This window comes from Pseudoalteromonas sp. M58 (assembly GCF_042604605.1).
GTDB lineage: Bacteria > Pseudomonadota > Gammaproteobacteria > Enterobacterales > Alteromonadaceae > Pseudoalteromonas > Pseudoalteromonas tetraodonis.
The window spans coordinates 963,937-986,212 of sequence record NZ_CP152390.1 but is presented as its reverse complement, the minus strand read 5'-3'; the positions used below and the strand labels follow the sequence as shown (position 1 = coordinate 986,212).

Sequence of the window (22,276 nt, the reverse complement as noted above, 5' to 3'; positions counted from 1 at the left end):
AATAGTCATTAACTGTCAGATTCGATTAACCAAAAATCGAATCAGACGGCTCATACTAACTTACTCTCTCATCTTAAAACGCGTAACTCATAGCCAAATTAATAGAACGACCCTGTCCTGCTAATTGATTGAACCCCTGCGTTGAATCTTGTTTAAACTCAGCAATGCTTACGCCGCCCAGTGGTAATTCATAATACTCATCAAGCAGGTTGGTAATATCAACACTCACAGTCAATGCATCCCAACTGGCTTTTGAGCTTAAATTAAGTAAATGATACTGCTCGGTTTGGTTTTCTAGGCGGTTGCTATCTACGCGGGTTTTACTATCGACCCACTGCCACGTGAGTGCGTTTTCAAAGCGGCCTATTTGCTGGTTAATCGCAAAGTAGGTTTGCAGTGGCTTAATTTGATAAAGCGGCTGATTGGTATCGTCGCGCTTACCACGGGTATTGGTAATGTTAGCTTTTAACGACCAACTACCATACTGCTTAGACTCGTGCAGAGTAGCAACCGCATCTAGCTTTACTCCATAAAGCGTGGCATCTACGTTATTAAACATAAGTACATTACGAGTATTGGCAGCAAGCGCTGTGCGGTTAAAGCTTCTTACTCTGTTGACGTCAATATAATCATTTACATCGCTCACCCACGCATTAGCACTGATACGCCAGCTGTCGTCTTTAGCCATACGGGTATACGTAGTGCTAAGCGTATGTGCGGTTTCAGGTTTAAGGGCAATGTTACCAATATAGCCATTACCATCGCCGTACCAACCTATCATGGTGGTGGCCATATTTCCCACCCCCCAACTGTAACGTTCGTATAAATTAGGTGCGCGATTTTTACGAGCTAAACCAATTTGTAACTCGTCATTATTGCTTAGTTGATAGTTAATCAGCACGTTTGCATCGACTAGGTTGTCTGTTTGTTTTTTGTTCTGACCATTAAACTCTTTAGCGGCCATTGCATCACTTGGCATCGCCATGGCCATCGCACTCATAGCGACCATACCTGCGTTATATGCTTGTACATCGTCGGTATTGGTCATTACATTTTCAAATCGAACGCCTGCATTTAACCACCAGCGAGTATCTAATTGGCTTTCATATTCAGCAAGCAAGGCAATACGCTGACGCCGGCCGTTATTAATATTGTTGTAGTCATTTGGCCCCATCATCATTGAGCCTTCAACCGCAGGCCACCAATCATCAATATTCATATAATGGTACTCTTGGGCGAGTAATAACTGGCTGTTGTTATCAAGCGCTAATCGCCATTTTAACTGAGTGCTTATATCTTCGGCGTCGGTTTTCATTGGCATTTTTCCGGTTTTTTCTGCGCTGAAAAAGCCCATTTCATGCTTTACGCTATGCCAATTTAACTGCGCTTCAAGCTCACTGTTTGTAAAAGCACGCTTATACTGGGCAACAGCGCCATAGCTGGTGTTATCTGTCATATCCATATATTGGTTAGCAAAGCCTTGATAGGGTATTTTTTGATGGCTTAGCTTAACAACTAATTGTTGCTTATCATCGCGCATGGCAGCACTTAAACTATGGTTTTGCGCGCGGTACAGGGTATCGAGCACTAAATCGCCGTTACCATCTTCATAACTGTTAGCATCGCTAAACGCACCTTGATAATTAAAACTGAATACGTCGCTGGCAATGCGCATGCCCGCGCCTACCTTTTTGCCGTTATCTAGCGTATTGTATTGGGCTGATACGTAGCCAGAGTGCCAGCCAAGTTGCTTGCTTTCACTGTACTGAGGTGAAATAGAATTAACCGCGATCACCCCTGCAATATTATCGCCTCCCGCGCTTACCGGAGAAATACCTGCAACCACTTTGTAGCTACTAATTTGATTGGCTGAAATATACGACAGTGGCGGGTTCATTTGATTGGCACAGGCGGCGGTGATTTGCGCTCCATCGACCAGTACCGCCACTCTATCGCCCATTAAACCATTTAAAACAGGTAAGTTAGCCATGCCACCGGCGGCTGAAAAGTCCACACCTAAATCAGTTAATAACGATTCAGATGAACCTAACGATAGGTGTTTGTTTTGTGCTTGACCGTGTACTTCAATCACTTCAATTGAGGCGTCATCTGCAAAGGCAACAGGCGATAATACGCCACTTATAACAAGTGCCAAAGGCGATACTAAATAGGAGGTTAGGGGATTTTTTTTATCAGTCATTATTGATTTACCACAAAAATTTTGTGGGTAAATTATACGTGCTGCGGCAAGTTAAAAAGCGCGACATATTGTCGCACTTTGTTAATTTTTAACCCTGTTCGTCATCAAAAATGTCTTCTATTTTAAGTTTAAACAACCTTGCGGCCTTAAAAGCCAGTGGCAAGCTGGGATCGAACTTGCCCTTTTCAATGGCATTAATCGTTTGGCGCGATACATCCAACAGCTCGGCCAACTTTGCTTGAGTGAAATTATGCTCGGCTCTTAACACTTTTAATCTATTTTTCATTCATCACCTGCGCAATAGTGTTTATTAAGCACATACACACTAATTAAATACACCGCCCCCATTAAAAACATTAAGTCGGGTATTTGCGCTTTAAAATCAATTAAACCACTCAATTGTAAATTGGTGTATGCCAGCCCGCCTACTAACACTGCACCTAAGGTAAACCCCATGGCACTGAGATGTATTTTTTGCATTAATTCATCCATGCCTTGCAAATAGCGCTTGTTGGCTAAAATCATCCCTACGCCAGCAGCCAAATTTATAATAATAAAAAAGCCACTAATTAGCGCTGAACGATCCCAGATTAAAGTGGGGCCAAAGCTGCAAATAGCTAAAGTAAAAAGCCATATTAAGGTCCATTTAGCTAGGTAACTGGTATTTTTAATTTGGCGTTGTTTTAAATTTAATTCTGCTTTCATTGCCTTTATCCTGTTTTTAAAAGTAATGTTTACTTTACAAATATCATTCATGTCTTACAAAAAGTCAAGTTAACATTACACTTTAAATTTAACACTGCTTATTTTTGATTGCGTTAATACTTTGCTGAACTTACTTAACCGTCCTTTGGTTGGCTTAAGTTAAATTTTATTCATCTTAAATTATGGTTTAGTCCATGACGAAAGAGAGCTTTTAATTTAAAATGCACGCCTCTTTACTCCTCATTTCCACATTCAACTAAATAAGCGTGTGTGCTTTATTTTTAAACGCACTGACGTTTAGTTTGTTATTAAATTTTATTTATTATCTTCAAGGATTTATATGGCCGTTGATACTACATCGCCGTCGGGTCAGCCCAATAGAACCGCTATTTTAATTGTGCTGGCGTTGGGTACTTTTATTTTAGGGTTATCTGAATTTTCTATGATGCCTATGTTGCCATTAATTAGTGAGGCTTTTGGCAGTACCCCGTCACAAAGTGGTTATGCTATTAGTGCTTATGCTCTTGGGGTGGTGGTTGGCGCACCCATTTTAATGCTGGCAACGGCAAATATGCGAAAACGACGAGCGCTATTATTATTTTTAAGCTTAATGTGTATTTCAAACAGTTTAAGTGCATTAGCGACCTCGTTAGAACAACTGGTGCTGTTTAGGTTTTTAAGTGGCCTTCCCCATGGCGCTTATTTTGGTGCCGCGTTATTACTGGCCTCTGATATAGCACCGCAAGGAAAACGCGCTAGCTTTATGTCAAAAGTGTTTATGGGCTTAACCATAGCCACTATCGTTGGTGTGCCGGTGGTGACATTGGTTGGGCAAAATCTTAGTTGGCGTTATTGCCTCGCTGCGGCTGGGGTGTTGGCGTTTATTGCCTTTATTTTTGTGTATAACGTGGTGCCTAATGTTAAAAACACCCATACTTCTAACTTACTCAACGAATTAGGGGTGCTAAAAAACAAACTGGTTTGGTCAATATTAGGGATTGTTATTATTGGCTTTGGTGGCGTATTTTGTATTTATACCTATGTGGCCGATACGATCTTAGAGGTCACTCAGAGCGCGCCCTATACAATTTCAATTGCTATGGTGATGTTTGGTGTTGGCTCTACGCTCGGTAATTACGTACTAGGTAAAGCTGCCGATAAATCAGCGATAAAAACCACCGGATTTACGCTTGCCTCTACCATTGTTTTTGCATTTGCATATGTCAGTGCCAGCTATAATATTTATCTGCTGTATGCGGTTATATTTTTTATTGGCTGCAGCTTAGGGCTATCAACCTTAGTGCAAACGCTATTAATGGATGTATCACCTGACGGCCACGCCATGATTGGGGCATTAGTGCAGTGTGCGTTTAATATTGCAAATGCTATTGGCCCTTGGGTTGGCGGCATTGCTATTGCAAAAGGGGCAGCGCCAAATCAAACAGGCTATGTTGCTGCGGCTTTATTTTTAGGTGGGCTGTTAATGTGGCTGCTTAGTTATATACAAATTAGCGGCAACAAAACTAAACAGGCACAGCCTTGTTAATAAAAACAAAAAGAGCCGCTAAGCGGCTCTTTTTACATTTTACTCTTTAGCGTATTAAACGCTAATAGATGACATATCAATAACAAAACGGTATCGCACATCAGAGCGTTCCATACGCTCATAAGCGGTGTTAATTTCGTCTATGTTGATCATTTCACACTCTGGCAGTACGTTGTGCTCACCACAAAAATCAAGCATTTGCTGTGTTTCTGCAATGCCGCCAATTAACGAACCAGCCACACGACGACGACCCATTAAAAGAGGAACTGTGTTTAGCTCATCTACTGGGCCTACTTGGCCAACAATAACCAAGGTACCATCGATATCAAGTAGTGGTGTGTAAATTGATAAGTCATGCTTTACAGGCACGGTATCAATAATGACATCAAACGCTGACTGCGCATTTTTCATTTCATCATCATTGTTTGATACTAAATAATGCTGTGCGCCGAGCTTTATTGCATCTTCTTTTTTAGACTCTGTACGACCAATAACAGTAACGGTTGCACCCATTGCTACTGCATTTTTAACCGCCATATGACCTAATCCACCAAGGCCTACCACTGCAACACGGCTACCTGTTTTTACACCCCATTTATGTAACGGTGAATAAGTAGTAATACCGGCGCAAAGTAACGGTGCCACGCGCGATAATTCTAAGTTTTCAGGCACTGATAATACAAACTCTTCACGTACTACAACGTGTTTAGAGTAACCACCTTGAGTCATTTCGCCGTTAACTCTATCGGTCCCGCTGTAAGTACCGACCATGCCTTCACGACAAAATTGCTCTTCGTGATTATCACATTGGTCACAGCTTTGGCAGGAGTCAACCATACACCCTACGGCAACGGTATCGCCTTGTTTGTATTTTTTTACATCACTACCGACTGATATTACTTTACCTACAATTTCGTGCCCAGGAACTAATGGGTAATTACTACCCCCCCAGTCGTTACGCACTGCGTGTAAGTCTGAATGGCACACACCACAATATAAAATTTCTATTGCTACATCGTTATTTCGTAAATCGCGGCGCTCAAAAGAAAACTCTGTAAGCTCAGAACCTTGGCTTTTTGCTGCATATCCGACTGTTTTCATAATAACTCCATAGTTTATTAAAAATCATACACAGTATACACTGTCAGCTATGAACATAAGCTGATCATGTGCAACTGCAAATAGCCCCGCAAAGTGCAGGGCTGTTTTTCTGTTATCAATTATTCCACAACAACGGCATTTAACTCGTCAATCAGTGTTTTAATACGCTGCGCATTTTTACCTAAATCACTTTTACCAATGCGTGATTTACTGCGTATATCGACCACGCGTTTACTGCCTTTATCGTTAATACGAACCACAACATCGTCTTTAAAACCAAACCATGTTGTGGTGTCTGTTGCTTCAACAATGCCATTATTAACATCACTATTAACCAGTTCCCAGCCTAAGTTTTCCATTGCTTTAGTGATTGCTGCCACCAGCTCTGTTTGGGTTTGGTTGTACTCGAGCGGTTTTAGCTCTGGGTACGCTTTACGTTGCTGCGCTGCCGTTTCTTCACCCGCGTAAGCAACCGGGTTTGGCGAATCTGCACGCAAAGGCACAACCGCAACAAACTTAGGTGGGTTAATTAAATCGGTAGAAATATCATGAATTGGCGGAACACTTTTTGCTGTATTCATCATGTTAATCGGCATTGCAATCGCAACAGCTGCAAAAATAACCGTGACCACTGCACTGGTTAGGCTCACTGTTTTACGCATGAATAGCACTTGAACTAATAATAAGGCTAATGCTGCCCCACCAACATAAACGCCTAATCTAAAACCAGCAAAGGCAGTACCTAACTCAACCATATTAAATTTATAAAGGGGTCCCGGTAGTACCACCATTAAAAAAGCGATAAGCCCAACTAAGGTCACTAAATGTTTCATTGCCTACTCCGTTATTGTTATATGGTTATTGTTTTTTAAACAGCTTTATACTGTTAACACTCCAATTTAGATTACTATGACCGATAAGTATCTATAAAGTCATAATTTATTGCCCTTTTAAAGTAGATAACTTGACTCCTTGGTAAAAATCAACAAACTACGGGGGTAAAATTATCAGGGTATTATTATTTATGAAGACAGAGATTAGTTATCGATTTGAATCATCCCAAGTTGCAAACCGTTTTTTACACGAATTAAAAGATTGGCCAGTCAATGACGTAAAAACACGTCTTTTTAATGGCGGCGACAGCGTTAAAGTAAGCTACGAATATGATGAAAGCGGATTTGATTATACGGTTGCCGAACTTGATGATTTAGCCGAGCAACACGGCGGACAAGAAGTATCGAGTTAAGATACTTATACCTACGCTCAATAGCCACAACACACTTTGTAGCCATGCCTGCATTGTAAACTTTAAGCTTACAAAGTTATGTAGCAATAGGTATTACACAACGTATTAAAGACCCCATACCCACTTTACTTTCAACCTCTATAGTGCCATTGTGCTCTTTAAGTACATTGTAAACTATAGCCATTCCCATACCAGTGCCTTGGCCTACGGGTTTAGTGGTAAAGAAGGGATCGAACATTTGTTTAAGTGTATCAGCGTCCATTCCACAGCCGTTATCTGCCACCTCTATGTAAATATTGTTTTCATTGGCAAACAGCTTAACACTTATTTTTCCTTGCTGATCGCGCAAATCGTCGCAGGCGTGTTTGGCATTAATTAATAAGTTTACAAACACTTGTTTCATCGATGATATATTACACCGTGTTAGAGGTAACTTTTCAATGTGTAACTCTATAGCACATGTCCCTAGCTGGTTGTCGAGTAGTTTTAGTGTGCTATTGAGTGATTCTGTAATATCTGCCATTGCAGTTACGTTGTCTTTTAGGCTTGCAAAGTCAACAAGGTTATTAACAATATGAGCGATACGTTCTAATCCCTCTTGGGTATCATCAACTAAGTCATCAATATCGTCCACAATAAAGCTTAAATCGTTTTCTTGATTGAGCTGAACTAAAATAGACTCTAACTGCGATACTGAAATCGATTTATCTACAAATTGTTGAGCCGCCGTCATTAACGAAACCAACACGGGCTTTATAAATTTTATACTTTCTACATTGCTGGTTATGTAAGCAAGCGGGTTATTTTTTTCGTGGGCCATCCCAGCAGAGAGTGTCCCTAGCGTGGCCATTTTTTCACTTTGCATTAAGGTTATTTGTTGGTTTTTAACCGTTTCGAGCTTTTCTTCCAGCTCTTGATTAACAATAAACAATGCCCGTGTTTTGTCTTCTAGTAGGGTTTCTAATTGATCTCTGGCTGATTTTTCGCGCAAATACGCTTTTTTATAATTGTAGTCGTCTTCAGCCATGGGGAGTCTCATATTTTATTTCAATTAAACACGAATCAAACCCATCATGCATACACTGGGCATGATTAAGTTTAGCATCAACCCCATAATGAGCCGCAGCACCAAAAATAAGCCCTTCGGCGCACATACAAAGCTGTCGCTTAGAGTTGTAACGCATTAAAATAAACCCGTCTTCAATAATTTGGGCGTCAATTTCAGGTAAATTAGGCTCATGATAAAGCTTAGCTACTTCAACATGAATTACTTTATCAATACCAATAATGAGATCAGCAAAACAATTAAAGTTAGCAACAATGCTTGGATGACGTGCCTTTAAGTGAGAAAATAAATACTCTCCAAAGGCCTTTAATACCTCTGGCATAGACATAGAAAGTGCAGTTGCTACATCTTGTGCTAAACCAACTATTTCTTCATCTGGATAACTTTCTGCAGAAATATAAACACGACCCTCCGGTGCATTTTTTTCAAGTAAGTCGTCCCATGCTGCCATGCCACGTTTTTCAATAACCAGTGCCTCAAGCCCTCTAAAGATAACGCCTTTCATGCATGTTCCCTCTATTATCACTTTTAGATTGTTAGCTGCATCTTCAATTAGTTACAAACGCTCGCTACCTTACTGCTCATATGTACACTAGGGTAATAAGTCTTACCCAGTAAAATATCAGCATTAAAGTAATAATAGTTTAGTCGCTTGTAAAACGCCCAAAAATGTTCGTTATTTGTATGGTCAACGTTTAACATTAAGTGACATTAAGGAAGCGTGATCACATTCTGCTTTTTACTCTATTGGTGGCAACGCTATTGGCAGGATCGTCTGGCCAAAAGTGCTTGGGGTAGCGCCCTTTCATCTCTTTTTGTACCTCGCGGTAACTACTATTCCAAAAATGTGCTAAGTCTTGGGTTAACTGTAGTGAACGCTTGCCTGGCGATAACAACTCCATTAGCAATGCTAATTTACCGTTAGCTAGCATAGGTGTACTGGTTAAACCATATACCTCTTGCATGCGCACACTAAGCTTGGCAGGTCCATCAAGTTGGTATTCAATTTTTATGTTAGAGCCACTTGGTACTGTTAGTCGCAGTGGGAGTAAAGATTTTAGCTCGCTTTGCTGTTGCCAATTAAAACAGTTTTGTAGTGCCTCAAAATAATTAAACTTTTTAAGTTGCTCAAGGGTTTTAATATCTTCAAGGTATACCCCTAACCAATCACCTGCTGTTTCAATGAGCTGCTGCTGATTAATAACAGGAAACTGTTCTGGCATCAATTTGCTGGCTAGGCACATTCTAATAAGTAACTGCTCACTTTCTTTTTGCTCGTTAAACAGTGAAAAGCCCTGCTTGGCAAACACACTAAGCCATGCCTTGGCACGCTCTGTTTTATCAAGCTTATGTTTACTTGGTTGGCTGCTAAGGGTAATTTCTCCAAGTTTTACTTCATCTTGATGAATAAACCTAGCAGCTTTTTCATCAAACTCGCAGCGGGTCAACTCAGTGAATAAATGCGGTAAATACTCTTTAAGCGCTAATGGATTTAGCGCCGTGGCCGCAAAAACTCGCCCGCCTTTGTGTCCGCCCATACTGGCAATAGCTATATATTCGTCATTATGCCAGTAGTCAGGGTTTAGCTCGGCCCCTGCGCCATTAGCAAGTAAGTAGCCATTACCGCGTTTTTTAGCGATGCGATCTGGGTAGGCAAGCGACACTAATAAGCTTAAATGATCGGTGTTTAAATCTGTTTTGCTGTCGGTAAATTTTAAGCGTTTTAACCAATAATTTAATTGTTGCTTAAACACAGGATGCGGACGCTGCTGTTGACTATGCAGTGCTAGGTTGAGCTCATTGGCAGTGCTAACTCGGCTTTCTAGTAAGGCGACTAAATAAATAGCTAAGCGATAAATCCCACTTAACTGTGGTTCTAGCATTTGCGCTTTTAATAACATGTGCGCTAGGCGAATATCGGCACCAAAGCCCAACATTTTACTCCCCAGTGCGGTGAGCTTACCGTGGCTATCTATCGCTTCAAGCATAGATAATAAATTGGTAGCTTGGTTGCATTGTTGCTCACTCGGCGGGTCAAGTAAGGTGAGTTCACTAATGCTTGCGCCCCACTGCTTCGCCTCAAGCATCAGTTGGCTAATATCTGAGGTCAAAATATCAGGGTTATCGTGGCTGTTTCGTCGCTCAAAAGTTTGTTTTGAACCTAAACGATACACAACCCCTGGTTCTATTCGTCCTGCACGCCCTGCGCGTTGTACTGCCGATGAACGAGATATACTTTGAGTCGTCAGCTCAGTTACACCGGTTTTTAAATTAAAGCTGGCTGCACGGCGCTTGCCGCTATCAATCACAATTCGAATGCCTTCAATGGTTAAGCTGGTTTCGGCAACATTGGTGGTCAGTACTACTTTTCGCATCCCTTGAGGCGCAGGTGCTATTGCAGCTTGTTGATTGGCTTTATCTTGCTCACCAAATAAAGTGGCGACTAGGCAGTTACTAGGTAAGTCGCTCAATGCTTGTTGCACGCGCAGTATTTCTCGTTGGCCGGGTAAAAATACCAGCGCACTGCCGGTTTGCTCATTGAGTGCTTGTTTTATAATAGCGGGGATGGCATCAAGCCAGCGGCTTTCATCTTTTATTGGGCAATATATTTCGTCAATCGGGTAACTTCGCCCGCTTGACTGAATAACTGGGCAATTAAAAAATGCGGTATAACGATCGCTATCGAGGGTGGCCGACATCAGCATAATGGTTAAATCTTCACGTAGCGCCGCTTGCGATTCTAAAGCAAAAGCCAGCGCGGTATCTGCTGCGATAGAGCGCTCATGAAACTCATCAAAAATCAGTAAATCAACATCACTGAGTTCAGGGTCATTTTGTAACATGCGTGTCAGCATGCCTTCGGTGACTATTTCAAGGCGCGTGTGTACGCTTACTTTACTCTCACCTCGCATCCGTAAACCGACACTTTGCCCCAGCGTTTCGTTTTGGCAATGCGCTAAATAATTGGCAATATTACGTGCAGCTAAGCGCCGAGGCTCCAACATCACTATGTGTTTATAAGGCCCATCGCGCATAAGCTGTAATGGCAACCACGTTGATTTACCTGCACCAGGCGGCGCTTGCAGTAAGGTGATTGGGTTGGCTTTTAATGCATCAATGAGTGAGTTATATATTTCTTGAACCGGCAGCACGCTATTTACCCTAAATTACTTTGTCGCCATTGTAGCAAAAATTAGCAGTTATTTATGTAGGGTACGACTATGTGCTTGGCTTATCATTTCATCTAAAACTTTAGCTTCTTGTTGCTGCGCTTGGCTTTGAAAAGCACGGTGCCTGTTGCTTACTATCCCTTCTATGCCTTTGGTAAAGCTCATTTGCTTAAAACAAGCTTGCTGTTGACGTAATTCATCTTGCTGTGAATCATGAATCCGCGCTTGTTGCTGCGCTGACAAACCAGACAAAATACGCTTCATCCCTGATAAATTTTGTAAGCTTAGCGCCGAGCTCATTTGCTGGTTTTTATCCATACTGTTTATGTGCTGCTGTAGCTGCGATAGTCGCTGCTGCTCTAAGTTACTTCTTTGTTGTAATTGAGTTTGCTCGGCCAGCATTTTATCTAATTTTTGTTGTTGTAATCCTAAAAATTTATTAAGCATTCAGTTCACCCATCACTGCATTTAACTGATTCACTGACTGTGAGAAATCCACTTGTTCGTTCAATCCTTGGCATAGAAATGATTCGATTTGTGGATACAAATTTACCGCACTGTCGAGTTCCGGGTCTTTACCTGCCTGATACGCCCCTAAAGGTATAAGCTCATGTACTTGCATATAGCGGCTATAAAGTTTTTTCAATTTATAACAAAAGCTTAGCTGCTCATCACTCACTATATTTGGCATCACTCGACTAATCGATGAACCAATATTAATGGCCGGATAGTGGCCCTTTTCTGCTAAGGTGCGATCTAAAACTATGTGACCATCAAGGATTGCTCTGGCATTATCGGCAATTGGGTCTTGTTGATCATCCCCCTCAGCCAATACCGTATAAATGGCGGTCATGCTGCCTTTACTTTTTTCACTATTACCTGAGCTTTCGACCAACTGGGTTAATTTACTAAATACCGATGGCGGGTACCCTTTAGATGCGGGCAGCTCGCCTACCGATAGGCCAATTTCACGCTGTGCTTGCGCATAGCGGGTTAATGAGTCCATTAATAGCAATACATTTGAGTTTTTATCTCTAAAATAGGCCGCCAGTTTATGACTAAGCTCGGCGGCTTTAATACGCAATAAGGGAGAATCGTCCGCCGGTGATGCAATCACAATAGCCTTTTTTAACCCTTCTTTACCTAAGCTTTGCTCAATAAAATCTTTTACTTCCCAACCACGCTCACCGACTAGGCTTACAATGACTACATCGGCCGAGGTAAAGCGGGTCATCATGCCAAGTAATTTACTTTTACCCACACCCGAACCTGCAAATAACCCTAACCGCTGGCCTTTACCCACACTAAATAGGCTATTAATAGCGCGAATACCCACATCTAACGGCTCGGTAACGCCTTTGCGCTCCAGTGGCGTTAAAGAATAATCGTTACTCAATTTACAAGCACCCATTGTGCTGTCTTGTTCAAGTGGCCCTAGGTTATCAATGGGTTGCATTTGCGCATCAATTACTCGCCCCAATAACTTTTCTGAAATAGCCACATGGCTGTTTTTTATAACTGGTCTGACTCGCCCACCAGAATATAAATTTTGTATTTTTTTCAAGGGCATTAAATAGGCTTCATCTTGATTAAAACACACAACTTCAGCGTCATACCAGTGACCGTCAACACTCTCAACTTGGTACTTTTCGCCCATAGCGAATTGCCCACCCGTCGCGGTAAGTGTTAAACCATTGACTCGTGTTAAACGACCATAGCTTTTAACTAATTCAGGCGGGGTTAGCGCTGTCAGCGCAGATTTTAAACTAGTGTGTAGGGGGTTAGTCATGTGGCTGCGCTTTGAGTATTTCAGGTATCACTTCACCCAGTAAGCTTTGTAGGCGCTCTGAAAAAGAAAACCGATGTGTTTGTTGCTCTGCCACCAGTTCAACGTCTCCACTGATCAGAGCCTCATCAAAGTAAATCGGCACCGAAAATTCAGCTAAACGCGCATCATTAAAGCAGTGGCGATCAGCCCCTGAGATCATAACTTTTGTTACTACATCACGATTGCTAAGCAAGGTAATGGCTTTTTCAATAAGCTGCGCGCGTATTTCGGGGCGTACTTTTAGCTCGCAGTCAATAACGTGCTCTGCTAACGTGCTTATCATCAAGGCAATGTCTTGTTTAAACTCATCATTAAAGTTAAGTAGTTCGTTATTCGCTTTGTCGAATAAAGTGTTAAAACGTTCAATAAGCTGTGTTTTTTGCGCTTCAAGACACTCAGCAACACGCAACTCTATTTGTTGCTCCATTTGCTGCTCTAATTCACTTTGCTTATTGGCAGCACCTTGCGCAAGGCCTTTTTCATAGCCCTGCTGTAAACCAACACGCTGAGCAGCATCTAAACGCTCTTGCAGCGTTTGATGTTGCTCATTTTTATTTAAAGTGGGAAACCTGAATACTTGACTCATAGCTAGCCTGCAGTCTCTTCTTCAAATAAGCGATATTCAATATCACCTTGTTTGCTCATGTCTCTGACAATCGACATAATTTCTTTTCTGGCGGCAATGACTTTGCTCAGTGGTTGTGCACTTAAGCCGTCTATTTGCTGTTGGTACACTTGCGCTAAACGTTTAGGTAGTGCACCTAAAACACGCGCTAAAAACTCACTGTTCACACCCTTTAATGACATCGTCCATAACTCATCAGGAATGTCATTAAGCAACAAGGTTAATGTCTCGTCTGTTTGCTTAATTAAGCTGTCAAAATCGTACATTTTTTCTTGTATTTCATCAGCCACGTTAGTGTTATGTTTTTTCATTAGTTCGATAATTTGGCTCTTATTACCGTTATAACGATTCATAATTTCAACTGCTTTATCCACACCATTAACCTGCGCGCCCACTTGGCGACCAACAAATTCAATACACGACTCAAGCGTTAAGCGCACATCATCAATAACGTGTTCACTCACTTCACGAAGACTGGCAATTCGATACAGTAAATCATCATGCTTCGATTCTGGAAACAGTACAATAATGGCTGAGGCTTGCTCTGGGGGTAAAAAGGCCAAAAACAGCGCTTGCATTTGCACATGTTCTTGCTCTAAAAAGCGTACAATAAGCTCTGGCGGGATCCACTCTAAACGACGTAAATCGTCATTCATGGCACCACCATAAATATCATCAAGCATAGTTTTGGCAAGCTTACGGCCGACGGCTTTATCAAGTGCTCGCTCTAAATACACACGCGACGCGCCATTGACGCCACTTTCATTGCGGTAGCAATCAAAAAATTCACTCAAGGTGCCTGCAACATCATGTTGAGTAACGTTTGAAATTTTAGCCATACGCTCAGAAATAGCCTGCACTTCACGGCGGCCTAATTTACGAATAACACTGGCGGCGTTTTCCTCGCCCATACTTAGCAATAAAATAGCGGCACGATCTAATGCCGGTAATTGTGAGCCTTTATCAAGCTTTTCTTGATTCAATTTCAACTCCTTGTTCTACCCAATATTTTATTACCGATGTGACACGCTCGGTTTCTTTATTAGCAAGTAACTGCATGTGCGCTATCTGTTCTTCAAAGTCATTGCCTATTTGCGGTAACGACATATTTTGATGTTCGCTTGCGCCCTCTTTGGCAGTTAAGTTTTCTATTTGCGATTTCGCATTAATGGCTTCATCAAGCGGACTACTTTGTCTTTCTGTTGCAGAGACTGACTTAACCTCATTATCTGTGGTTGCCATGGCGTTGTTTGCGTCGTTACTTTTGCCTTTAATTAAGTGATTAACTAATGGACGCACGCCAAATAAAATCAGCAATAAACTAATTAAAGTGCCAACAATATAACGGGCATACTCTTTAAGCTCTGGCATTTGCCACCACTCAAGGCCTTCACCTGGGGCAAGTATTTTTTGTTCTACAAAGGCAAAGCTAGTTATGTTGAATTGATCGCCGCGTGCGTCGTTAAACCCCGTGGCTTTTTTTACCATTTCACCTAATGAAGCGAGCTTTTCTTCGCTCCAGCCATCAGCAGTACCTGCTACTTGCTCATTAATAAGTACCGATAAGCTCATGTTTTTAATTCGGCCTACTTCAAATTGGGTGTGAGTGACTGAGCGGCCATTTTCAAACTGTCGCTTGCTCTCACTTCGTTGTGAAGTACGCTCGTTGTTTTCATCTTCAGCTTGTTCATTAGGCACTGGTGGCTCATTAGCTAAAGAACCCGGAATGCCCGCCGCCAGCTGATCTAGGGTGCTATCAGATTTAATAAACTCTTGTGTTAATACATTTTGTGGGTCAACCATTTCACGGGTTTCTTCTACCACGCTAAAGTCAACATCACTTGAAACCTGAATTCTAAAATTGCCTTCGCCTAAAATGGGCAACAACATAATAGAGGCACGTTGCTCTATGTTGCGCTCAACTTTTTCGATAAAGGCGAGTTTTTTATCGGTTTCTTTGCCTACTGGGGTGGTATCAAATAAGTCGCCGCTGAGTAATTTACCGCGCTGATCCACCACCGACACAGAACGAGAATCAAGCCCTGGCACACTGCCAATAATCAGTGCAATAATGGCTTCAACTTGTTCCGGTTTAAGCTCATGGCCTGGCGCTAAATCAACCATCACAGACGCTGCGGTTTTTTGCTCAGTACGACCAACAAACAAGCTGCGTTTAGGTACCGCTAAATGTACGCGCGCGTTACGAATACCTTGCATGTTAATAATGGTGCGCGCCAGCTCACCTTCTAAGGCATGTTGGTATTGCATAGATTCGATAAATTGACTGGTGCCCATAGACACTTTATCGCTAATATTTTCAATTCCCTCAGGCATAGAGGCTTTTATTCCTCTGGCTGCAAGCGTAATACGTGCATCCGCCAGCTTTTCTTGAGGAACCAAAATATTACCGCTATCGGTATCAATGCGAAACGTGATTTGCTCTTTATCTAAAATCTCTAAAATATTGGCTTTATCGTAGCTTTCTTGGTTACCGTAGAGCGGCACGTAGTTTTTAGCCGATGTCCATAAAATAAGGACTATGGTTGCCGCTACTAATGTCGCTAGTAGAGCAATGGTCGCGACACTTCTGTCACCTGAGCTACCAAAATTTAATTTATTTGAGAGATTAACCACTCTTTCTTTTAGGTTATTCTCATTTTGCTCAGGTACTTTTGCTAATTCTCCTTTCATATCAGCCTCTACAGTGACATGCGCATGACATCATCAATGCCATTGAGCACTTTATTGCGCATTTCCATTAGCATAGAAAAACTAAGCCCTGCTTTTTGACTGGCAATCATCGCCCCTACTACGTCTTCACTTTCACCGGTATCAACGGCTTTTACCATCTCACCAGCTATATTTTGTTGGGCGTTGATAGAGCGAATAACATGCTTAAAATCTTCACTAATATTTACATTTTGATTACTGATAGCAGCCGGCTCTATACTTTCTGGACCTGCAATTTTTTGCATGTCCATCATTTTGCCCAGCATCATTTGTTGACTTTCAATTGGCGACATTTTATTTTTCCTTCAAATTATGCAATTGCATCAATATCAATACCGCATTCACGCATTGCGGCAATTTTGTATCTTAATGCTCGGGTAGTTACCCCAAGCGCCTGTGCTGTTTGGGTGCGATGCCCTTTAAATCGACTCAACAAACTGTATATGTAATCAAATTCTGCCTGCTTTTTATTTTCTTTTAACTGGGTGGCACAATAAGCTGCCGCCGCCGGTGAGCATTGCGGTAAATTTAAGTCTTCAACCTGAATCTCTGCCCCTCTGGCCATCACTAAGGCGCGTTGGATTACGTTTTCAATTTCACGCACATTCCCTGGCCAGTTGTAACAAATCATCACATCTTCTGCTTGTTTACTAATATGAAACTCAGAGTTGCCATATTTTTTGATAAAGTGATAAGCCAATGGGATGATGTCATCAACACGATCCCGAAGTGCAGGCCAACTAAGTGGTAATACATCTAAACGATAAAATAAGTCTTCACGAAAAGCGCCTTGCTCAACCTGTTCACGCAGTACGCGGTTGGAGGCGGCAATAATGCGTATATCTAAATTGATTTTTTGATGACTACCCAGTCTTTCAACTTCGCGCTCTTGCAATACGCGCAGTAATTTAGCTTGAAGTTCCAATGGCAGCTCAGTAATTTCATCGAGTAAAATAGTACCGCCATTGGCTAATTCAAATTTGCCTGGCTGGGTATTTACAGCGCCGGTAAACGCACCTTTATTAAATCCAAATAACATAGCTTCGAGCATATTTTCTGGGATAGCAGCACAGTTAACTGCAATAAATGGCTTATCTTTGCGATCTGAAGCTTTATGAATAAAGTGCGCGAGCTTCTCTTTACCTGTTCCAGACTCGCCGGTGATTAACACGCCTGCTGAGGTATGTGCAGCGCGGTTGGCTAAACGTAATACTTGCTGTGATTTAGTAGAAACAGCGATTAAATCTTCAAACCCATGCTTCATTGAATCAGTGTTTCTGATTGTTTTTTTAAGCTGTTCAGCAAAGAAAGGTTTTAAGAGATAATCAACAGCGCCACCGGTATTAATTGTTTTTGAAGCAATTTCACTTTGCGATGAATCCACTAAAGTAACAATTTGTGAGGTTGGGCATGTTTTGCGCAGTAATTTTACTAATTCAACAAGCTCGAGTTGTTGAGTATCAGCATCAACAAACACGAGCTCCGGTTTACTAATAAGACAGTGACTAACCGCATCGCTGATAGAGTTTGTATGCAAAAACTTAAAATTTTCGGCAAATACAACTTGCTGAATTTCAGGCGTTGGCTGTTGTTCACTGATCCATAAGAGGTATCTTTGACTCATATAATTCCCTTACGATGCAATTAACTTGAGTGTCTGAAAAGACGAACTAAAACACGGCGATTAGACGATGCGCCCTGCTTTGAATTTTTAATAATGGGGTAGCGTTGACCATGCGCTCTCACTTCTAACATGTCTTTGGGTAAACCAAATTCAATGAGTCTTGAAGCTACGTCATCCGCTCTTTCTTTTGAAAGCAGCCGATTAGATAGCGGCGAGCCTGTATTATCGGTGTGGCCATCCACAAGTACTTTACTAACGCGATTGTCTAAAGAAATATAACGCACTAAATCCTTTAGAAATTTTAAGTCTTTTTCAGCTGTTACCGTGCGCTGCCCGCTGGCAAACTGTAACTGATGATCACGTGCTTGCTCCCAAGAAAGCGGAGAAAGGTTATTTAAACACTGTTGATAATCTGCAACTATTTCATCGCTATGGGTATTGGTAAACGTTAGGCGCAACTGCTCATCTTTAAAGCTGACTAAAGTGTCTAACCAACCACCTTGCTTAATTAAACGAAGTAAAGCACTTACATCCGCTGAAAATTGCACTTTATTGTCTTCGATATCTGTTGATGTGAAGTTAAGTGGGGTGAGTACTGTATTTGCTGATTGCCAATCGGCTTTGCGTGATGAAACGTGCAAGCGGGTTATTGGCTTATCTTTTAAAAGCCAAGTAAACACAAGTTGTTGCTGCTGTGCTGGCACGGTTTTAACTTCAAGCAACGCATAATTTTCAAAGCGCTGTTGTAGCGAACAAGCGAAAGAATCGCCCTTAACAGTCCAAGTCGAGTTTTCATAACTTTGGACCAGATTTTGTTCTGCAGCCTGCCCTGATTGCGTTAAAAATAATGCACAAGGAAGTGCAAATTTAATAATGTTAGGAAATCCGTTCATGAGTATTCCGTATAAGTTTAGAGAACAATTAAGTTTTTTAAATGAATAGCGAAATACAACAAATACAAACAAGGTATTAATTAATATCACTAAGTTAATGTAACCCCACGATCGTAGCGATTGCCTTAGACTGGAAGCTTTGCGTCCTATGCTTTCGCATAGTTTGCCATTTAATTTACTTATGCATTGTTTTTTACCAACATAAAAACTAGTAACTATGTATAATAAAAACAATAGACTATAGTTAAATAGGATTAATTGCAAATATTACTTACAAAATTCATGCTAAGTTCATTTGATAGATGAAATCTAACTAATTATCCCAACGATCCGAGTATATCAACACGAATGGTATCTGGAATTTCATTATAAGAAAGAACTACTAAGCTGCCTTTAGTAAAGGTTTTGGCGTAACGTGCCAGCAAGGGTCGTAACTGTGGCACCACAATTAATGTAGGTGTTACCCCTCTTGATTTCATATCTTCGACAATCAGTGGCATAGTGCGTTGAAATTGGCCTAGTAAATTAGGGTCAACCGCAAAACTATCCAGTACAACTTTGCCTGCTTGCATCGCTTGGTCGAGTGAGCTTTGTAAGGTACTTTCTAGTTTTTCATCTAAGCTGTAAGCACTGAGTTCATCACGATTACCCATTACCTGTTTTACTAATACTTTTTGCAAAGCACAGCGCACATCTGAAACCAGTAGAATAGGATCTTTAGTTACCTCAACACTGTCAATTAAAGTGCCTGCAATGGTGACAATATCTTTAATGCTAATGTGCTCTTTAAGCAATAAACGAATGACTTTAAGCTGCAAGTTAGTGGGTAAGGCTTTTTCGAAGGTTTCCGCTAAGCTAGGTGAAATCTCTTTTAAACGCTCATTGAGTTTTTGTACATCCTCATAACTGAATAGCTCATCTAAATGCTCTTTGATCACCTTACCAGTGTGTGTGGCAATAATGGTGCCTAAATCTACCACTGAGTAGCCCATATTCAACGCTTGGGTTTTGCTGTCATCTTTTATCCATACAGCTTCAAGCCCATAAGCAGGGTCGGTGGTTATTTCACCATCTAGCGAGCCATATACATCCCCGGTATTTAACGCCAGTAACTCTTTGGCATTCACATTGGCACTGGCAACGGGTACACCCGCTAAGTTTACTTTGTATTCTTGTGGATTTAGTTTCAGGTTATCTTTTATTCTGATCTCCGGTAATAAAAACCCAAGTTGTTCAGAGAGATTTTTACGCACACCTCTTAAGGTTTTTACCAGCTCTTCCCCTTTGTCTTTATCTGCTAAATAAACCAAACGAAAGCCAAGCTCAACCGACAGCTTATCAACATGAGAAATATCTCCCCACTCTAAGTGAGCTTGTTGCTCACTTAAAATGGTGTCGGTCATCTGCTCTGCTTCAATTAAGGAGTTATCGGGGAGAGAGCGCTGCAATCGCCAAGCAACATAAAACAATGGCGCAGCAAATGCTAAAAAGGCGACAGTTGGCATCCCTGGCACAATACCAAGCGTGACCATGATTAAAGCGGCGGTAAAAATAACACGCGGAGAGGCAAGTAACTGCTTACCGACTGCTTCACTCACATCACCTTCATCGTTCATTCGCGTAACAATAATTGCAGCAGCAACGGCTAACAGCAACGAGGGGATTTGTGCAACTAAGCCATCACCTATGGTTAATAGGGCAAAACGTTGAAACGCTTCGGCTAAACTTAAACCATGTTGAAAAGCACCTATTGATACACCACCGAGTAGGTTAATCACTAAAATAATTAAACCGGCAATGGCATCACCGCGCACAAACTTTGAGGCACCATCCATAGAGCCATAAAAATCGGCCTCTTGGGCTATGGTGCTGCGTCGCTCTTTTGCTTGCTCAGGGCCAATTAATCCAGCATTTAAATCCGCGTCAATTGCCATTTGTTTACCGGGCATAGCGTCTAGAGTAAAGCGTGCAGCCACCTCAGAAATACGCTCACCGCCTTTGGTAATAACCACAAAGTTAATCACCATTAAAATAACAAACACCACAATACCAACGACGTAGTTACCGCCTATAACCACTTCACCAAACGCTTGGATAACGCGACCTGCCACATCGGAGCCTTCATGGCCATGCAGCAATACCACACGTGTTGAGGCAATGTTTAGTGTTAAACGCATCAAGGTGGCGACTAACAAAATAGTCGGAAATACAGAAAAATCGAGCGGCTTTTTAGTAGATACCGCCACTAACAATACAATCACCGACAATACAATGTTAAAAGTGAATAATGCATCTAATAGCCATCCTGGTAATGGCAAAATAACCATCGACAAAACAGCTAACAGCAAAATAGGAATAGCGGTGTAAGGTTGAGTAAAACTGCGCCAGTTCAAATTATAACTCCAACATCTAAGGTTTCTGTAAGTTTTTAGGGATTGTTAATTCAGGTAAGGCTGCGGGTGCTTGCCCACGTCCTTGCTTGTATGCTTTTAGTTGCAATACATAGGTCAGTACATAGGCAACTGCGCTGTATAAGCCGTTGGGCACTTCTTGGTCGACCCGGGTCGAGAAATAAATAGCCCGTGCTAATGCGGGGATTTCTATTATTTCTTTGTTATTCATACGGGCCACTTCGCGTATTCTCAGCGCCATTTCATCCACGCCTTTGGCGACAACATAAGGGGCTTTAGCTGCCTCTTCACTGTACTTTATTGCCACAGCATAATGAGTTGGATTGGTGACAATGACATCGGCAGTGGGAACGCGCTCTTCAATTTTTCGGTTTGATTGCTGATACTGTATTTGCCTAATTTTATTTTTAATTTCAGGGCTACCGTCAGAAGATTTACGCTCTTCTTTTACCTCTTGGTGGGTCATTTTTATTTTATCGGCAATCTGTTTTTGCTGAAAAGGCACATCAATAACTGCAATAAAAAGTAGTAAAGTTACCGTGATCATTAACGATAAAAATAACAGTTCAATACCTTGGCCTATCGCCACTTTGATATCTAAGTTTTGTAATACCATGAGCTGCATCCACAGCTTGGTTAAAAAGGTATATAAGCAAATCGCCAGTAAGGTTATTTTTAATATCGATTTAAGCAGCTCAACTAACGACTGTTTACCAAACATTTTGCCTAACCCGGTTAATGGGTTGAGCTTGCTCATTTTTAGTGCGACCAGTTTTTTTGAAAACACAAACCCACCCGGTAAACACCCAGTGATCCACATTGCGCAAAAGCTTAATAATAAAAACGGCGTAAGGGTGGATAGCATATTCATAATGGCGTCACCCAATGCGATGGGCATCATTTTTTTGTTATTTATAATTGTGTGATCCAGCACCATGGTGCTGTTCATTAAGTTAACAAATAAGCTGTAAAATAAATTGGCAAACCACAATAGCCCAGCAATACTAACCATTAATAAAATAGCGGTGTTAAGCTCTTTTGAGCGCGCAACTTGGCCGTCTTCTTTGGCTTTTTTTAGCCGTTTCTCTGTGGGTTGTTCTGTTTTTTCTTGCGAGCTATTTTCAGACATAC

At 41.5% G+C, this 22,276-nt stretch carries 20 protein-coding genes and 1 riboswitch; of the genes, 2 read left to right on the top strand and 18 right to left on the bottom strand.

From position 1 onward, the window contains the following. Positions 1-73: 73 nt before the first annotated feature. From AAGD16_RS04590 to AAGD16_RS04580, 3 genes are all read right to left on the bottom strand, one after another. Positions 74-2,200, bottom strand: a complete 2,127-nt coding sequence (locus tag AAGD16_RS04590) for a TonB-dependent receptor plug domain-containing protein (protein ID WP_368485422.1) — start codon at positions 2,198-2,200, stop codon at positions 74-76. A gap of 88 nt (positions 2,201-2,288) precedes the next feature. Next, positions 2,289-2,486 (bottom strand): helix-turn-helix transcriptional regulator, encoded by a 198-nt coding sequence (locus AAGD16_RS04585; protein WP_013464415.1) that lies wholly within the window; start codon positions 2,484-2,486, stop codon positions 2,289-2,291. Further along, positions 2,483-2,905, bottom strand: coding sequence for a hypothetical protein (locus AAGD16_RS04580; RefSeq protein ID WP_028835426.1), 423 nt, complete (start codon positions 2,903-2,905; stop codon positions 2,483-2,485). Before AAGD16_RS04580 ends, AAGD16_RS04585 begins: the two co-directional genes overlap by 4 nt. 340 nt (positions 2,906-3,245) lie before the next feature. On the opposite strand from AAGD16_RS04580, the gene AAGD16_RS04575 reads away from it, so the two are divergent. After that, positions 3,246-4,451, top strand: a complete 1,206-nt coding sequence (locus AAGD16_RS04575; protein WP_368485421.1) for an MFS transporter — start codon at positions 3,246-3,248, stop codon at positions 4,449-4,451. A 54-nt stretch (positions 4,452-4,505) separates the two neighbouring features. Here the strand turns inward: AAGD16_RS04575 and AAGD16_RS04570 are convergent, their stop codons facing one another. Then, complete coding sequence (locus AAGD16_RS04570; protein WP_013464412.1) at positions 4,506-5,552, bottom strand: NAD(P)-dependent alcohol dehydrogenase; 1,047 nt, start codon at positions 5,550-5,552, stop codon at positions 4,506-4,508. Between the two features lie 119 nt (positions 5,553-5,671). After that, a complete protein-coding gene (locus tag AAGD16_RS04565) occupies positions 5,672-6,385 on the bottom strand; it encodes a DUF1499 domain-containing protein (RefSeq protein ID WP_368485420.1) in 714 nt (237 codons plus the stop codon). A 191-nt stretch (positions 6,386-6,576) separates the two neighbouring features. Here AAGD16_RS04565 and AAGD16_RS04560 point away from each other — a divergent pair, with 191 nt between their 5' ends. Further along, the gene (locus tag AAGD16_RS04560) at positions 6,577-6,798 is read left to right on the top strand and encodes a hypothetical protein (protein ID WP_008108632.1); all 222 of its coding nucleotides are present in this window, start codon (positions 6,577-6,579) and stop codon (positions 6,796-6,798) included. 76 nt (positions 6,799-6,874) lie between these two features. Here the strand turns inward: AAGD16_RS04560 and AAGD16_RS04555 are convergent, their stop codons facing one another. The 13 genes from AAGD16_RS04555 to flhB form a co-directional block, all read right to left on the bottom strand. Then, the gene (locus AAGD16_RS04555; protein ID WP_377113934.1) at positions 6,875-7,825 is read right to left on the bottom strand and encodes a sensor histidine kinase; all 951 of its coding nucleotides are present in this window, start codon (positions 7,823-7,825) and stop codon (positions 6,875-6,877) included. Beyond that, positions 7,818-8,369, bottom strand: a complete 552-nt coding sequence (locus tag AAGD16_RS04550) for a heme NO-binding domain-containing protein (RefSeq protein ID WP_368485419.1) — start codon at positions 8,367-8,369, stop codon at positions 7,818-7,820. Before AAGD16_RS04550 ends, AAGD16_RS04555 begins: the two co-directional genes overlap by 8 nt. Positions 8,370-8,589: 220 nt before the next feature. Continuing rightward, positions 8,590-11,016 (bottom strand): ATP-dependent helicase HrpB, encoded by a 2,427-nt coding sequence (gene hrpB, locus AAGD16_RS04545; protein ID WP_368485418.1) that lies wholly within the window; start codon positions 11,014-11,016, stop codon positions 8,590-8,592. A gap of 48 nt (positions 11,017-11,064) precedes the next feature. Then, positions 11,065-11,481: a hypothetical protein gene (locus tag AAGD16_RS04540; protein WP_064663150.1), complete on the bottom strand. Its 417-nt coding sequence runs from the start codon at positions 11,479-11,481 to the stop codon at positions 11,065-11,067. After that, positions 11,474-12,823, bottom strand: coding sequence for a FliI/YscN family ATPase (locus tag AAGD16_RS04535; RefSeq protein ID WP_368485416.1), 1,350 nt, complete (start codon positions 12,821-12,823; stop codon positions 11,474-11,476). The genes AAGD16_RS04540 and AAGD16_RS04535 overlap by 8 nt, the downstream gene beginning before the upstream one ends. Next, on the bottom strand, positions 12,816-13,448 hold the full coding sequence (locus AAGD16_RS04530) for a FliH/SctL family protein (RefSeq protein ID WP_368485415.1): 633 nt from the start codon (positions 13,446-13,448) through the stop codon (positions 12,816-12,818). Before AAGD16_RS04530 ends, AAGD16_RS04535 begins: the two co-directional genes overlap by 8 nt. A gap of 2 nt (positions 13,449-13,450) precedes the next feature. Then, positions 13,451-14,470: a FliG C-terminal domain-containing protein gene (locus AAGD16_RS04525; protein ID WP_028835449.1), complete on the bottom strand. Its 1,020-nt coding sequence runs from the start codon at positions 14,468-14,470 to the stop codon at positions 13,451-13,453. Further along, the gene (gene fliF / locus AAGD16_RS04520) at positions 14,451-16,178 is read right to left on the bottom strand and encodes a flagellar basal-body MS-ring/collar protein FliF (protein ID WP_013464403.1); all 1,728 of its coding nucleotides are present in this window, start codon (positions 16,176-16,178) and stop codon (positions 14,451-14,453) included. The genes AAGD16_RS04525 and fliF overlap by 20 nt, the downstream gene beginning before the upstream one ends. Positions 16,179-16,186: 8 nt before the next feature. After that, positions 16,187-16,510 carry a flagellar hook-basal body complex protein FliE gene (locus tag AAGD16_RS04515; protein WP_010391195.1) on the bottom strand — a complete coding sequence of 108 codons (324 nt, stop codon included), beginning with the start codon at positions 16,508-16,510 and terminating at the stop codon, positions 16,187-16,189. A 17-nt stretch (positions 16,511-16,527) separates the two neighbouring features. After that, a complete protein-coding gene (locus AAGD16_RS04510; protein ID WP_377113927.1) occupies positions 16,528-17,841 on the bottom strand; it encodes a sigma 54-interacting transcriptional regulator in 1,314 nt (437 codons plus the stop codon). A 20-nt stretch (positions 17,842-17,861) separates the two neighbouring features. Beyond that, positions 17,862-18,734, bottom strand: coding sequence for an OmpA family protein (locus tag AAGD16_RS04505; protein ID WP_028835452.1), 873 nt, complete (start codon positions 18,732-18,734; stop codon positions 17,862-17,864). Between the two features lie 95 nt (positions 18,735-18,829). Then, a riboswitch (cyclic di-GMP riboswitch) is annotated at positions 18,830-18,912 on the bottom strand. A gap of 139 nt (positions 18,913-19,051) precedes the next feature. Beyond that, positions 19,052-21,127, bottom strand: a complete 2,076-nt coding sequence (gene flhA / locus AAGD16_RS04500; RefSeq protein WP_138764138.1) for a flagellar biosynthesis protein FlhA — start codon at positions 21,125-21,127, stop codon at positions 19,052-19,054. 16 nt (positions 21,128-21,143) lie between these two features. Further along, positions 21,144-22,274 (bottom strand): flagellar biosynthesis protein FlhB, encoded by a 1,131-nt coding sequence (gene flhB, locus AAGD16_RS04495; protein ID WP_028835453.1) that lies wholly within the window; start codon positions 22,272-22,274, stop codon positions 21,144-21,146. Positions 22,275-22,276: the final 2 nt, after the last annotated feature.

Coding starts and splice junctions, on each gene's coding strand:
- AAGD16_RS04555 (WP_377113934.1), bottom strand. CDS start 7,825: ATGGCTGAAGACGACTACAATTATAAAAAAGCGTATTTGCGCGAAAAA.
- AAGD16_RS04515 (WP_010391195.1), bottom strand. CDS start 16,510: ATGTCGCCAATTGAAAGTCAACAAATGATGCTGGGCAAAATGATGGAC.
- AAGD16_RS04575 (WP_368485421.1), top strand. CDS start 3,246: ATGGCCGTTGATACTACATCGCCGTCGGGTCAGCCCAATAGAACCGCT.
- AAGD16_RS04585 (WP_013464415.1), bottom strand. CDS start 2,486: ATGAAAAATAGATTAAAAGTGTTAAGAGCCGAGCATAATTTCACTCAA.
- AAGD16_RS04570 (WP_013464412.1), bottom strand. CDS start 5,552: ATGAAAACAGTCGGATATGCAGCAAAAAGCCAAGGTTCTGAGCTTACA.
- AAGD16_RS04565 (WP_368485420.1), bottom strand. CDS start 6,385: ATGAAACATTTAGTGACCTTAGTTGGGCTTATCGCTTTTTTAATGGTG.
- AAGD16_RS04550 (WP_368485419.1), bottom strand. CDS start 8,369: ATGAAAGGCGTTATCTTTAGAGGGCTTGAGGCACTGGTTATTGAAAAA.
- AAGD16_RS04580 (WP_028835426.1), bottom strand. CDS start 2,905: ATGAAAGCAGAATTAAATTTAAAACAACGCCAAATTAAAAATACCAGT.
- fliF (WP_013464403.1), bottom strand. CDS start 16,178: ATGAAAGGAGAATTAGCAAAAGTACCTGAGCAAAATGAGAATAACCTA.
- flhB (WP_028835453.1), bottom strand. CDS start 22,274: ATGTCTGAAAATAGCTCGCAAGAAAAAACAGAACAACCCACAGAGAAA.
- AAGD16_RS04510 (WP_377113927.1), bottom strand. CDS start 17,841: ATGAGTCAAAGATACCTCTTATGGATCAGTGAACAACAGCCAACGCCT.
- AAGD16_RS04590 (WP_368485422.1), bottom strand. CDS start 2,200: ATGACTGATAAAAAAAATCCCCTAACCTCCTATTTAGTATCGCCTTTG.
- AAGD16_RS04535 (WP_368485416.1), bottom strand. CDS start 12,823: ATGACTAACCCCCTACACACTAGTTTAAAATCTGCGCTGACAGCGCTA.
- AAGD16_RS04505 (WP_028835452.1), bottom strand. CDS start 18,734: ATGAACGGATTTCCTAACATTATTAAATTTGCACTTCCTTGTGCATTA.
- AAGD16_RS04540 (WP_064663150.1), bottom strand. CDS start 11,481: ATGCTTAATAAATTTTTAGGATTACAACAACAAAAATTAGATAAAATG.
- AAGD16_RS04530 (WP_368485415.1), bottom strand. CDS start 13,448: ATGAGTCAAGTATTCAGGTTTCCCACTTTAAATAAAAATGAGCAACAT.
- AAGD16_RS04560 (WP_008108632.1), top strand. CDS start 6,577: ATGAAGACAGAGATTAGTTATCGATTTGAATCATCCCAAGTTGCAAAC.